This window comes from Mucilaginibacter jinjuensis (assembly GCF_028596025.1).
In the GTDB taxonomy this organism is placed as follows: Bacteria; Bacteroidota; Bacteroidia; order Sphingobacteriales; family Sphingobacteriaceae; genus Mucilaginibacter; species Mucilaginibacter jinjuensis.
The window spans coordinates 1,609,719-1,623,179 of record NZ_CP117167.1 but is presented as its reverse complement, the minus strand read 5'-3'; the positions used below and the strand labels follow the sequence as shown (position 1 = coordinate 1,623,179).

Here is a 13,461-nt window from a genome sequence, read left to right as displayed (position 1 = left end):
GTTATGTGCGGAAGAGTATTATTGGGAGAAAATAAAGACCTGGTGATCACAGGCCGGAATGGGGCGCAATTCAAACCCAAAGCTAACAGTACCGGGAATCCCGGCTCCATGCTGCCGGTAGTAACCGATGCGATGCCGGATAAGGTGCAGCAATTCCGCTGGGGCTTACTGACCCCGGAGGATGACAAGATCCACATCAAACACAAACATGCCCGGATCGAAAACTTGCATAACATCGGCCTTTGGAGGCAGCTGACTGGAAAGAAGCATTGTGTGATCCGGCTCCAGGCCTTTTTCGAGTATAATAAAATGCAGGAGAAATTATATCGTGTGGAACGGGCGGACGGCAAACCGATGTACATCGCCGGTTTATGGGATATCTGGTTGGATATTGATACGAATGTCTTATTACCGACCTGCGCGTTGATCACTATGCCGCCTAACCGGGCCATATCGGAAATTCATGACCGGATGCCTGCCATTTTAGAGCGGGGCGATATCAAAACATGGCTGAACCCAAATTTGAGCGGTACCGAACGAACTGCTTTTCTTTTAAGCAGGCCATGCCTGTCTGAAACACTTAAAATAACGGTAGAAAAAGATTACAATTCCGGCTCCTAATCCTACGTGTAGCTTACTTTTTTCAGTAAGGTATCAGCTAGTCTTAACTCAAGTTTGTTAAGAAGCATTAGCCAAGACAGAGATTTCCGGCATTTGGCTAATAGTAGCCATTTTTAAAGCGTCCTGAACAGCATATTTATCCCGCAGTTTTCTGATCATCTCAAAGCTAAAAGAGTCAGCTATTGGCATGTGATAGTCGCAAGCGGTTTTAACATGTAGTTTCAACCGGTCCCCGGCTACCTTCAGGTTCCCGTGTTTGATGTGCGTAAGACCGGTATGCGTATCGGTATCAGCTATAACAAAAGTATCAATTTGTCGACCGGCTTCGTCTGTAAAGATCACCGATGAATCTGCTTTATAATGTTGCATAATTTAGGCGATGCTTTTTTAATGAATAATTTGTAAGTCTGCTAACAACAGCTTTTTTAATTCCAGGTCAATTGCTTTCAATAAGATAGTAGTGGTCAAATCTAAATTTTCCATAGTTCTGTAGCTATATAAAAGAAATACCTAAAATTATGCCATGTTACATTTCCGGCGTTTAAACTCTTAAAAGAGCTTATTGAATGCTAAAGACAGACTTATTTTTTGGGCAGCATGTCTTTTATTTAGGATTAATCAGCAATCCCGCAGTGGAAATCCAGGCTGCGCCGGAATAATTTTCTTTTTAGTAAGAGGCTTTCATTTACTCACCAATCCTACTTACCTGACATTTTAAAGGCAGCGCACCATTGTAGTTCGCTACGAGCGAGAGTAAGTAAGTAACCAAATACTGACAGCTCCTGACAGACAATTTCGACAAGTACATTACTGGAACCATCCACCGTCATTCGCTTTTACCCCATTTCGGAAACGGTATCCATAAAAAAAGCTCCCTGCTAAATGCAGGGAGCTTTTTGTTAATCCAAATAGCCCTTTAAAACCCAGGCACGTGAGTTTTCGCGGAGCCGGGCAAGTGCCTTGTCTTTGATTTGCCTTACCCGTTCCCTGGTCAGGTGATACCTGTCCCCTATTTCCTCCAGGCTCTGCGCCTGATGATCACCGAGGCCAAAAAATGCGGTTAATATATCTTTCTCCTTGTCCCCCAGTACCTGCATAGAATTCGATAGCTCAACAGACAAGGACTCTTTCATCAATCCCGTATCTGTGCCCGGTTCGGTACTTGAAAGTACATCCAGTAAGGTATTATCTTCTTCAGTCGAAAAAGGACTGTCATAAGAAATGTGCCTTCCTGAGTGCCCCAGGGTATCGCTCACCTTATCCGCTGTAATCTCCAGCGTATCCGCCAGTTCTTCCGGTGTTGGCTGGCGCTCAAATTGTTGTTCCAGCTGTGATGCAGCTTTAGCGATCCTGGCGATATCCCCGACCTTATTTGCCGGTAGTCTGACCATTCTCGATTGATCATTGATGGCGGCCAATATGGACTGGCGTATCCACCAAACCGCATAGGATATAAATTTAAAACCCTTGGTCTCATCAAACCGCTTCGCGGCCTTAACTAATCCTACATTGCCCTCATTGATCAGGTCACCTAATGTCAGGCCTGAACTCTGGTATTGCTTTGCTACGGAAACCACGAACCTTAAATTGGCAGTTGTTAATCTTTCCAATGCTGCCTGGTCACCTTCCCTGATTTTTTGTGTCAATGTCACTTCTTCCTGCGGAGTAACCATCGGAATCTTTGCGATATCTGATAAGTATTGATTCAACGATGCTGTCTCACGATTGGTGATTGACTCACTAATTTTAAGTTGCCTCATTTATAAAAATATTTTAAGTGAAATGCTTAAGATCTGATGCCTTAACATGCGCTGAAAGCAGCCTTGATTTTCTAATAGAATTGCAGTATGAACTGATGCCCCGCGGGAGAAAGGTAGTTGAGATCTTAAAGTACAAAGGTACGTACAGCAATAAAAAATAGTGTTATCCGGATGTCAGGATGCAGCCGTAACCCGCCATTTGTTATCTAATCATAGACGCCTTTTAAGAATAATCGCCGGAGTTCATGTTACTGAATCGATGGACCGCATAAGCTTAAGATGTAAAGAATGATCACCTTTACTCATGACTTTTAATAGGGATTTCTTTTCCCGTAAATACTTTTTAACATGTTTAGTATCAAAAGTCAACATCCAATCTATATTATACATCAGGTCGGCATATTTAACAGTCTGTGCAAGCGGGCTGATTGTTGCTAACCGTTCAGCTTCTTTGTTTTTACGGACGGGCTTTTTCCATTCCGGATACGCTTTTTTAGTAAAAACATTGGTGAGATCAACAACTCCATTTACGATGACCAATGTCTCTGCTTCGCTGTAACCACATTTAAGCAGCGCCTGGCGCAGTGCATCTGTCGTAACAGTTGTATCTTCTAAAAGATCATGACAAAGGCCTATTTCATAGCCTAAGGGAGCTACATCAGCCATTTCCGCAACAGCTTTTAAATGATGAACGTAAGGTAATGTTGTTTTTCTAATCAACTGACCCTTATGTTGTTGTTCAACCCAGGTTATGAGTTTTTTCCGCCCTGTCATCGTATTTTGTCCAGTTTGAAATATCCCAAATGGATTTTATCGTCAGGCAGATCGGTTCTGTCATCAAACACAATCCGGTATTTCGCTTTGAGATGGGGGGAAATCAGATCTTCAATATGATGTACACTGTCCACGTCAACTCCATACTTTTCATCGATGTGCGCAGTTGCAATGCCTTTTAAAGAGTTCGTTTTGAAAAACAGATTGTTTTTTGCTGCCTGGACTGCCTTCAACCTGCTTTCCTGAACGGTAAGTAAGGTATAATGCTGCTCTTCAAGCTTACCGGATGTATAACCGCCAAGGTTTAAGAAGAAAAGTTTATGGGTTGAAGTTGCAACTAAGTCATCATGTTTAATAACCCTCACCGCATAGTCGTCTACTTTTGTAACTTCCCTCCAGCCATCGATATGAAGACTTGCCCCGGCCTCGGGCCAAAATGCTTTTACATCAGGAATGAGTGCTGCCAGATTTTCGGCAATGCCAAAGAAATAATCATGTTGTTCCACAACTCTTCCCGGCGCTTCGGCACCTAATAACAATAAGTAAAGCTTCATGCTGTTAAACATTCAATTATAATACCAGAAGTGTCATAGAAGGTCAAACCAGAAAATTCGTATTCCATGTATCTATATATGGCTGGGTAATCCGGGCCTTTCAACAGCTCTTATCATAGCCAAAAACTTCATTGCACCTTGGGATAGGCAACATGTTCAAATCCGATAATAATTGTGGCAACAATTTTCTAAATAAGCTTTTCGATGATCCGGGCGGATGCCGCTTCACCAAAATCCAGTCCTGAATAATCCGGGTTAAATCCCCCAATAAATGAAACAGCCATCACGTATATTTTTTCATTAATCTCCCCGGAATTATTGACTACCCGAAAATGATCATCTATCGTAATGCCAGGAACTTTTAAGTAGTAATCTCCGCTGGCATCACGATAAATATTTTTATGGCCTTCGCTCAGATAGGCTTTGGCAGTTTGATAGTCGCTGAATTTTATTTTGGCCGCTGATACGGTTTGGTCAGCGATCAAACTGGGGAATGGTATTTCGTCATAATTTAAATGGGGCTGGCCAATGCAATCAATAAATGTCTCATAGTACGCAGACACTTTTTGTCCTGCCTCGTCTATATAATGGTAGTTAATACCACCATCTTTTCCGGTCTCAATCTCGCTTTTGTCACCTACAGTGATCAAATCCAAAAGTCCAGCATCATAAAGCGCGATCATTTCTTCTACCGAGTCCTGCGGGGCGAATGCGATAACAATAGCGATCAGCGGCATCAGGGTCTTTTGTAAGCGCAGCATATCTTCTGCCGAAAAATACTTCGCCGGATAATTCATGGTAAAACTTAAAATAGCTAGCATCTCTTTCCAATATACAGAGCGCTTTAATGCGATCGAACGTTCAGCTTCCGCATATTCTGCTTTCAATAGGCCAAAAGGCGGTGTATCCTCGCGCCTGATCATCATCAGTTCCACGAAGTCTTCGAGGCTTAGGTCTTTGATCAACTCGTAAAAATCAGGTCTGTTGTTTTTCAGCCCTTCTAAAAAATTTCGTTGATAAACATAATCAAGTGGTAAAAAACCCTGATGCTTCGCCCGTACATGCTCCACTTCTTTTGGGTCAAGTACTGAATTTTTTGCTAAATGAGAATCTTCCAGGTGAAAGCGTACGGCCGGCAGCAAACCATTTCTGGAATGGAGTATAATTTTGAATTTGGGGCTGTCCTTATTCAATCGGTAAATTTTCTTTCCATGCTCATCATACGAGAATGAGCCGTTATTTAACGCCAACGTACGTAAGGCATCGATCGCGGTAAGCGAAGCGCCACGAATAGCGACCGTTTGGTTAACCAGATAAGTTAATTTATCAGGCGGGTAAGGCGAATCGAAATAGCCGGGCACAATACCTTCATGATGCTTAGGCCAGTAATGACCGCTGCAAATGACAACCTTGTCAAAGGAGAAGACGCGGTTATCCCCAGTGCTAAGTTCCACCTTGTTACTTGCCCTCAGGTCCCTGATATCTTCGATGTGGGTTTGATAATGCACATTCACCTTCAGACCCATCCTTTCCGCTTTCGCTAAAATGAAATTAAACTGCTGAGAAAGGTATTCGCCAAACAGCAGTCGTGGAAGAACTTTATATTCATTGAATTTTTTGACGGATATATCAAAACGACTGGCAACGCCGTAATTCATACCCACCCAATCTTCAACACTGGTGAGAAGATCGGGAATTTCATTACTGGAAACGTTAGTAATATGTTCTGCGCGTGCGCCTTCATCGCTGTAAGGCATGCCGGCTCCCAATTTGTTCTTTTTTTCAAAAATATCAACGCTAAAATCTGATCGTCCCGATTCGATAAGCCGTTTCAAAACAAACATCGCACTCGGGCCTCCCCCGACTATACCCATATGCATGACTATGCCGCGATAAGATTTTTGCCGTGTTTACGGGCCCTCAATTTTTTCAGGTCAGCTTTTAAATCGATTAAGATTTTCAGATCGAATAATTGTATTTGACGTAGTTTATCTTCAGTTTTCATAATATATAGATTGTAAACTTTATTACATATATCGTTCCGAACCTGAAAATTGCCCTTTAACTACATTTACATGAATAGAAAATAATTTTCTTATTAAGATATGCCTGTTATTAAATGCATTACGTACTGAATAAACGGCGGTGTGCGTTAGTTAAAAACTACATAAGAAGGTCTTCCATCAACATTTTTTCATGGCTCTCTTTTTGTTTTAGGCTGGTCATGGAAAACTACATTATGAAATCGTCTTTGAAAACAAGAGAAGAGGTCGTGAGCGACCTGAAAACATTGGTGCAATTAGTAAATGATGGTAAAGAAGGTTATCAGCATGCGGCCGATAAAACTGAATCGCCGGAATTGAAAGCAGTCTTCCTGAAATTGAGTGGGGAACGCATCGTTTATGCAGCCGAATTAAAAGCTCATATTGCCACTCATGGCGGTGAAGCTGAAAATGAAGACGGCGGAATATTAGGAAGCCTGCACCGCGGATGGATTACCATTAAAGAAGCTATTACCGGGAATGATGATAAAGCCTTGATTGAAGCGATCCAAACGGGTGAAAAAGCGGCAATTGCCAAATATGACGAATATATTTCCGATTATGCAGATCATGCCGATCACCTCGAACTATTAAAAAGCCAGCGCGAAGGAATTGAAACTGCATTGAAAGAAATAGAGACTCTTAAAAAGGCAATAAAGGTATAGTAGACAAAAGCGGCAGCGCTTAAGCGCTGCCATATATCTACAATCATCAGAACGAATCAAGATGTTTCCTTTAGGTATGATCTTGTTTCCTTAACTGCTTTTGGTGTTCTTTATCTGCCTTTTTCTTTTGCTTTAACGCTTTTTTATTTGCTTTATCTAAGGCTTTATGTTCTTTTTGGGAAAGTGGACGCGGCACAGCCTGCTTTTGGGTATCACCTACCCCAACACATGGTTTTAAACCGCTGAGCAGCGTTTGCCATAAGGCTTTGAAAAAAGAATAGCTTGCCGGACGTATAAAAAGCACCCGTGCATTTCGTGGTGGCTGATCGTTGCTGTCAGGGTTATTATTTTTAACCAACAGGTTATTGGCCACAAATGATTTGACAGGGCTCACGCTATACTTCTTGTTGACGCCGGAATTAAGCAACGCAATATTCAGATCATTGTACAGCAGCGTTACCTCTCCTGTGCTTTTTTCCCGATTACTTTGGATGTTAAAATCAAGGCAGTATTAGCAAGAGATCAAAAGTTGTAGTATTCTTTATCGCTACCGGTCTTTGATTTTTGACAATAGTAGTTAGATTAACCAAATGCCAAGATTAGTTATAGGACAAAATCTTTTTCTCATCTGTTTACTAACGATGAGAAAAAGTATTTTGCAAAACGAATAACTAACGGTTATTCATATTCCAACGTTCGCCTTTATAAGCGAAGAAATTAATTAATTTTAGGAGGCACGGGGAACCCAATATGCGAAGCCAGTTTCCATTCTTTCCCTTGCCTTATCCAGTCTGTTACCAAATAGAACGGTGTTGAAGTCGGGCGATTTGGGAACGACAGCGCTACCGGAACAAAGATCCTGGCCACATCCTTACTGAGAAAGGATATCTTTTGTTGATTCCAATCAGGGCTGATATTGATGTGCGCCCCATACAGCAGTTCAAAATGCTTCATCGCATCATTCGTGCCGAGTCCAACGTAGCCATTAACATCCGCTTTACCGGTGGCAATAAATAATAGATCCGGGCCTTGCCAAACCATCTTTCTCACCGCGAGTGAATCACCCTGGTTTTCTATTGTGATCAACTCTTTGAACTTTGCGGCAACAGCGGTTTCATCCCGCTCATAGTTTTTTGATTGGCTAAAAACGGATACGGATATAGCCATCATTGCCAAAAAAGTGATTATATTTTTCATTCGATATGTTATTGATGGATTTCTTAAATCTTTTTACTCGGGCAAAAGGCCGCACATTGAGCGACCGTTAGGTTAAGCAAATTTCACCTGGTTCATTCTGACGTCGATCCGCATCGGATTTTTAACGTATTGGCGATTCTCGTCCCGGCCATATACATGCCTGCGGGTTGGCAGCTTTATTCCCTGAAAATCCGCGTAATCGAAAACGTAATGTGCTGTGCCGTTTCCACGAATAATGTCCACCTGGTAATCATTGCGTTTTAACAGGCCGTTACGGTCGAAATAATAAAGTTGTTCGCGCGTATGGTAAGCCCAATTTTCCGGAAAAGTAACCTTCAGACGCCTCCATACTTCGCCGGCTTCTTCCCAAGGCTCGATTTCCTCGGTAACAAATCCTGGTAAAGTGAAGATGAAAGGAATGGTTAAATAGGTAGAAACTGCATAGGAAATAAAATATAGCAATTGCGGCACCGTCCATGCTTGCCCGCGCTCAAGCTTCTCGTACGAAGCCCTGGGGTCGGTCAACAGTTCCAATACTTTGCTGCCTTCACTGATTGATACGGCGCCGGGTGTCATAAGCGCCGTTTGACTTTCCACACGGAATGGATTGAAGGATACCCTTTGCGACCTGAGTTGGGCTTCATAAGTTGTTTTCGCTATTGGGTTATCGGGATGGCCAAAGGCTGTCCAAGCCAGTCCTCCGAGAGACATGTCTACCGAGACCGTGTTGAATTTGTTCCAGCGATCAAGTCCACCATGCGCATCCAATGCTAATTCTAATAGGTCATTCATGAGCTTAGTAATTTATTTGATTGATTGATTAATATTGATCACCGGAACCATAAAAGGTCCTGGTGATCTTAATTTATAAGGGTATTAATTATTCAATTTCAGCCTGAAAACACGATACGGGTACTGTGTTATATTTTGGTTGTTATTAAAAAAGGGCAGTTGTTGAATTTGTGAACATGAAATGTATAAATAACCATCCGGGCTGATGCTGTAGCTATCTGGCCAGCTTAATTTATCTTTATCCTGCACGAGCGTGGTTACCGTTTTATCAGGGCTGATCTTTACGATCCGCGCGTTTTCGATATCGCCTAAATAAAGGTTACCGGCTTTGTCGAAGATCATACCGTCTGTCGCTACAAAATCGCCCACTTTTTGGATCGTTGCTTCTACGTCACTTTCGCTATTAGAGAAGTTTCGCAAAGCCGCTGTGCTCACACGGTAAAGGTGATTATCGGTCAGGCATTTATAGTATACCCAAGCTTTATCAGGCGATAATTCGATACCATCTGTATTTCCTTTGAACACGCCCTGTGAGGTAGCCAGTTCCTTACCGTTCATATTAAAGTGGTAGGCAGGGTCAGATGTTGTTGACGTTATGCCGCCCATTACCCACCTGGAGTTACCGGTATTGAGATCAACGACTACGATGCCGCCTCCTGTAGTATTACTGATGTAAGCAACCTGATTTGTATTATCCACCCGAACATCGTTCAGGAAACTGGTGCTCCCGGCAACATTTGCAGGGAAACGGATAATGCGTTTCACGGTATTGGTGCCAAGGTCAACCTGAACTAATTTATTAGCGGTCAGGTACACGTTGCCAAAACCGATATTGGCTGGGTCTAAAATCCAGAGATTGTTTTGATCGTCTGCATAAAGGGCCTGAACACTAACGAATTTCTGATTGCCGTCCTGGCCTTGCTGAAAACTATTCCATGTTGCATCGGGAAACGGGTGAGGCTTTTTATCACCACCAATTTCGACAACTGAATTGCCGTGTTTATCTAGCCAGTAAGGATAGCTGACAAAGAACCTGCCTGAAGGCGTAACGGAGATGCCCGCAAGTTCATAGGTGCTGTCCGCATAAACTTGTTCCAGCGTAGCAGTGTTGGGTTTATTTGCAGTGTTATCCTTTTTGCAGGCTTGCAGGGAGATAATTACTGAACCGATTAGAATGAGGCCCCAAAATGAATTTTTCATTATATTTTATTGTTAAAAACTTTAAGTTCGATGTGCTAATTGAACGATTCGCCTCTTTCCGCTTTGTAAAGCGCAACTATAGCATTTGCCGAATTGCCAAAAAATGCCTGGTAAAAGCCTTCCGTTACGGATACACGCACTTCCAGATTGTCGTTTTCAAGGCCTGCCAGCAGATCATTGGCAACTTCTTCAGGTGCAATACCCCGTTCACCGCCGTTGTCTTTGGAAAGCTCCGTATTAACCAGTGGAGGTAGTACTTCAAAAACTTTCACGTTTTTAACGCCATCTAATTCCAGGGTAAACCGCAGGGCCTGTGTATAAGACCGGAGGGCCGCTTTACTGGCGGAATAGGTCGGGATAATTGTGCTGGGAACCAACGCTACCGCGGTGGTGATGTTGATCACTGCCGATTCCTGCTGTTGTTTCAGAATGGGCAATAGGCGCTCAGTCAGGTTAATGACAGAAATGTAGTTGGTGTTCATTTCTTCGGCCGCTTCCAGGCGGATAGCTGCACCACTTCCTACACGATTTACAAATTTAGCAGCGGCGTTATTGATTAACACATCCAATGAAGGGTAATTGCTTTGGATGTGCTCAACTATACGGTCTACGTCTGCCTCATTGGTAACGTCCGCTACAAAGTAGTCGACGTTGTTCAGTTCTTTGGCGGCTGCCTGTAATTTTGCTTCGTTACGGCCAACGATAATAACCTTGCTGCCTTTTCCACTAAATAATTTTGCTGTTTGGAATCCAATTCTTGATCCGCCACCTGTTATCAGGACGGTTTTATTTGTGCTGTTCATTTTTCTTTTGAATTATATGATGAATTAATTTTTATGATTGATAAAGCCAAAACCGGTTATTCCACGATGATGACGTTCTTTCCACGGGTGTGTCCGTTTTTTTGATAGTTGATACCTTCGTTGATATCATTTAAGGCAAAAGTTTTGTCAATGTAAATCTGGAGCTGGCTTTTTCCGATCCTGCTAACCAATTCCTGTAAGTGAGCCGCATTTGGCGTGTATAGAAAGTGAGTAGCAGTTACCTGATGTTTTTCAGCGAGGTCAGCAGAAGCAGGTTGTGTGATGGATACGTATTTGCCTCCCTTTTTAAGTAGCGGCAATGTTTGTTCTGCACTATTCATGCTGTCGAGTATGGCATCAAAATCAGTACTGAGTGAACCGAAACCTGCATGATAATCCACCACTTCATCAGCGCCCAGTGCTTTTAAAAAATCCGTATTTCGGTTTGATCCTACGGCCACAACATAGGCGCAGGTCTGTAAAGCAAGTTGCACGGCGAAAATACCTACGCCTCCCGCAGCCGCCTGGATCAATACTTTTTGGCCAGGCTGAATTTGCAGATGGTCAAATAATGCCTGATAGGCTGTTTCTCCGGCCAGCGTAACAGCTGCGGCCTCCGCAAATGAAAGCGCTTCCGGTTTGTGGATAAGAATTTGCGCATCTGCTGCTGCATATTCTGCAAAACTTCCAGGATGAGAGATAGCGAGTGATCCCATCACTTCGTCACCGGCTTTAAATCCGGATACGTTTTCGCCTACCTTTTCAACAACGCCGGCGATATCATACCCCATGGTATAGGGAACGCTTAGACCGAGCATATCGAAAAAGCCATATTCTATGGTCTGCCAGTCGATAGGATTGATCCCGGCTGCCCTGATTTTTACCAAAACCTGGTCTGGATTTATCGTTGGCACCGGAACACAGGACAATACATAGGCTGCCGGTGCAATTTGCCCGGTAATGCTTAATGCTTTCATTATCGTTTGATTTATGGTAAGGATGAAGTAGCGGGATGAAACCGGCTACCTATTCAGTTTATTGAAGGCTTAATTATTCAATTTCAGCCTGAAAACTTTATATGGATATTGGGTTTTGTTTTCTCCGTTATTGAAGAATAACATTTCATGGATCTGTGAACAGGTGATGTACAGGTAACCGTCTTTGCTGATCGCATAGCTATCCGGCCAGATCAGGTTATCTTTATCTACTACAAGGGTAGTCATTGTTTTATCCGGGGAGATACGTACAATGCGGGAGTTCTCGATGTCACCCAGATAGAGGTTACCGGCCTTATCGAAAACCATGCCGTCAGAGGTTACAAAATCGCCAACCTTTTCTACCTGGCCCTCTACATCACTTTCAGTGCTGTTAAAGTTACGTAGTACTTTTGTGCTCACGCGATGTAGGTGGTTATCAGTTAAAGACTTGTAATAAACCCAGGCATTGTCAGGAGATAAAGCAATACCATCTGTATTAGCTTTAAAAGCACCTTGTGGGGTAGCCAATTCTTTGCCATTTAAGGTAAAGTGATAAGCCGGATCTGTAAATGCAGAAGCGTGGCCGCTTAAAACCGCCCTTGATTTGCCGGTGTTCAGGTCGATGATCACCAAACCACCCAGGGTGGTATTTGATAAATAAGCAAAGCCATGAGCATTGTCAACGCGTACATCGTTCAAAAAGCTTTTGCTTCCGGCAACGTCCGCAGAAAAACGGATAACCCGTTTAACCTTGTTTGTGCTTAAATCAACTTGTACCAATTTGTTGCTTTGCTGATAAACATCGCCAAAGCTGATATTTGCAGGGTCTAAAATCCAAAGGTTGTTTTTGTCATCGGCGTAAATAGCCTGTACACTCACGAATTTTTGACTGCCGTCATCGCCTTTTTTGAAACTATTCCAGGCTGCATTAGGAAATGGATGCGGTTTTTTGTCTGCACCAATTTCGACTACAGAATAACTATGCTTTTCAAGCCAGTAAGGATAACTAACAAACATTCTTCCTTTTGGAGAAATGGCTACACCTGCCAACTGATAATCGGCGTCTGTGTAAACTTCTTCTAATCCGGCAGCAGGTTTGGTTTTAACTATTTCTGAACTGTCTACGTTTGTTTTGCGTGATACGGTTAATGGATTTGCCTTTGTTAAATTAATCGTTGAGCCTGTCATTAAGAGCCCAAGGAATAGATATTTCATTTTCATTTTTTTAATTTTTTAAATCTTTTTGTTGTCGACGGTACAAACGTAGAAAAAGTAGTATTAAATCGATACTACTTTTCGATATTTTAACGATTTTTAACGCTTTCTTGACACAGCAGTTACAAAGTCAATAAGATTAAGCGGCAGCTTAAGTATTGACAATCAGCGAACAAATATTTAAAATGACTTTTGTAATTTTGCGGGATTAAAGTGGTGTGAACCTGAACGTAGGTATATGGAACATAGATCAGACTGTCCAATCAGTTACACATTGGACGTATTTGGAGATAAATGGTCATTCCTGATATTAAGGGATATGATTACGCATGGAAAATCATCTTTCCTGGAATGGAAGGCTTCTGACGAAAAGATCGCGCCATCCGTTTTGACGGCAAAGCTTGCATTATTGGTTCGTGAAGGTTTTCTTGTAAAAAAAGCTTCACCTCAAAATGCCTCTAAGTTCCTGTATTATTTGACCGAAAAAGGTATCGAAACCATTCCTATTATTTTAGATATGTTCGCTTTTGGCGGGAAATATATGAATCCGGAAGGCAACTCGTCATTTATCCAGCAATTGAGAACAAATCGGGAAAGTACTATAACCGGCATACAAGAAGCCATGAGGGCCAAACGGAAAGCAGCGTTAGGTGAAGTTAATTAATTATAAACGGCTTTCTGATCGGCAATTTTACACCGCGTTTCCCTAATGCGTTGGCTCAAATCAATATCTGGTTAAACGATGGTAAGTGTGATCGACATAATTCATATAACCCTTGATCGAAAACCAACCTGCCTCTATAATAGTTTTGTGGTATCTGTTATCAAGTTCAAGCGCTTTTCTAAAAAAGGCGTTTCCTT

The 13,461-nt window shown here is 42.4% G+C and carries 15 protein-coding genes; 3 read left to right on the top strand and 12 right to left on the bottom strand.

What is annotated here, in order from left to right:
* Nucleotides 1-3 precede the first annotated feature (3 nt).
* Entirely contained in the window at nucleotides 4-621 is a 618-nt protein-coding gene (locus PQO05_RS07450) for an SOS response-associated peptidase family protein (RefSeq protein ID WP_273632075.1), read from the top strand.
* A 57-nt stretch (nucleotides 622-678) separates the two neighbouring features.
* Here the strand turns inward: PQO05_RS07450 and PQO05_RS07445 are convergent, their stop codons facing one another.
* From PQO05_RS07445 to PQO05_RS07425, 5 genes are all read right to left on the bottom strand, one after another.
* A complete protein-coding gene (locus tag PQO05_RS07445) occupies nucleotides 679-990 on the bottom strand; it encodes a hypothetical protein (RefSeq protein ID WP_273632074.1) in 312 nt (103 codons plus the stop codon).
* A gap of 530 nt (nucleotides 991-1,520) precedes the next feature.
* Nucleotides 1,521-2,381 carry a sigma-70 family RNA polymerase sigma factor gene (locus PQO05_RS07440; RefSeq protein WP_273632073.1) on the bottom strand — a complete coding sequence of 287 codons (861 nt, stop codon included), beginning with the start codon at nucleotides 2,379-2,381 and terminating at the stop codon, nucleotides 1,521-1,523.
* Between the two features lie 243 nt (nucleotides 2,382-2,624).
* Nucleotides 2,625-3,155, bottom strand: coding sequence for a hypothetical protein (locus PQO05_RS07435; protein ID WP_273632072.1), 531 nt, complete (start codon nucleotides 3,153-3,155; stop codon nucleotides 2,625-2,627).
* The gene (locus PQO05_RS07430) at nucleotides 3,152-3,709 is read right to left on the bottom strand and encodes a DUF1543 domain-containing protein (RefSeq protein ID WP_273632071.1); all 558 of its coding nucleotides are present in this window, start codon (nucleotides 3,707-3,709) and stop codon (nucleotides 3,152-3,154) included. Before PQO05_RS07430 ends, PQO05_RS07435 begins: the two co-directional genes overlap by 4 nt.
* A gap of 188 nt (nucleotides 3,710-3,897) precedes the next feature.
* A complete protein-coding gene (locus tag PQO05_RS07425; protein ID WP_273632070.1) occupies nucleotides 3,898-5,589 on the bottom strand; it encodes an FAD/NAD(P)-binding protein in 1,692 nt (563 codons plus the stop codon).
* Between the two features lie 344 nt (nucleotides 5,590-5,933).
* Between PQO05_RS07425 and PQO05_RS07420 the strand changes: the two genes are divergently transcribed.
* Nucleotides 5,934-6,416: a ferritin-like domain-containing protein gene (locus tag PQO05_RS07420; protein ID WP_273632069.1), complete on the top strand. Its 483-nt coding sequence runs from the start codon at nucleotides 5,934-5,936 to the stop codon at nucleotides 6,414-6,416.
* Nucleotides 6,417-6,486: 70 nt separating this feature from the next.
* On the opposite strand, the gene PQO05_RS07415 is transcribed toward PQO05_RS07420, so the two are convergent.
* The 7 genes from PQO05_RS07415 to PQO05_RS07385 form a co-directional block, all read right to left on the bottom strand.
* Nucleotides 6,487-6,810 carry a hypothetical protein gene (locus PQO05_RS07415; protein WP_273632068.1) on the bottom strand — a complete coding sequence of 108 codons (324 nt, stop codon included), beginning with the start codon at nucleotides 6,808-6,810 and terminating at the stop codon, nucleotides 6,487-6,489.
* A gap of 323 nt (nucleotides 6,811-7,133) precedes the next feature.
* Nucleotides 7,134-7,613, bottom strand: a complete 480-nt coding sequence (locus PQO05_RS07410; RefSeq protein WP_273632067.1) for a hypothetical protein — start codon at nucleotides 7,611-7,613, stop codon at nucleotides 7,134-7,136.
* Between the two features lie 72 nt (nucleotides 7,614-7,685).
* On the bottom strand, nucleotides 7,686-8,405 hold the full coding sequence (locus tag PQO05_RS07405; protein WP_273632066.1) for a hypothetical protein: 720 nt from the start codon (nucleotides 8,403-8,405) through the stop codon (nucleotides 7,686-7,688).
* 84 nt (nucleotides 8,406-8,489) lie between these two features.
* Nucleotides 8,490-9,605: an L-dopachrome tautomerase-related protein gene (locus PQO05_RS07400; RefSeq protein WP_273632065.1), complete on the bottom strand. Its 1,116-nt coding sequence runs from the start codon at nucleotides 9,603-9,605 to the stop codon at nucleotides 8,490-8,492.
* 35 nt (nucleotides 9,606-9,640) lie between these two features.
* On the bottom strand, nucleotides 9,641-10,408 hold the full coding sequence (locus PQO05_RS07395) for an SDR family oxidoreductase (RefSeq protein ID WP_273632064.1): 768 nt from the start codon (nucleotides 10,406-10,408) through the stop codon (nucleotides 9,641-9,643).
* 56 nt (nucleotides 10,409-10,464) lie between these two features.
* A complete protein-coding gene (locus PQO05_RS07390; RefSeq protein WP_273632063.1) occupies nucleotides 10,465-11,385 on the bottom strand; it encodes an NADP-dependent oxidoreductase in 921 nt (306 codons plus the stop codon).
* Nucleotides 11,386-11,454: 69 nt separating this feature from the next.
* Entirely contained in the window at nucleotides 11,455-12,600 is a 1,146-nt protein-coding gene (locus PQO05_RS07385; RefSeq protein ID WP_273632062.1) for an L-dopachrome tautomerase-related protein, read from the bottom strand.
* A gap of 238 nt (nucleotides 12,601-12,838) precedes the next feature.
* Here PQO05_RS07385 and PQO05_RS07380 point away from each other — a divergent pair, with 238 nt between their 5' ends.
* Nucleotides 12,839-13,264 carry a winged helix-turn-helix transcriptional regulator gene (locus PQO05_RS07380; RefSeq protein ID WP_273632061.1) on the top strand — a complete coding sequence of 142 codons (426 nt, stop codon included), beginning with the start codon at nucleotides 12,839-12,841 and terminating at the stop codon, nucleotides 13,262-13,264.
* Nucleotides 13,265-13,461 lie beyond the last annotated feature (197 nt).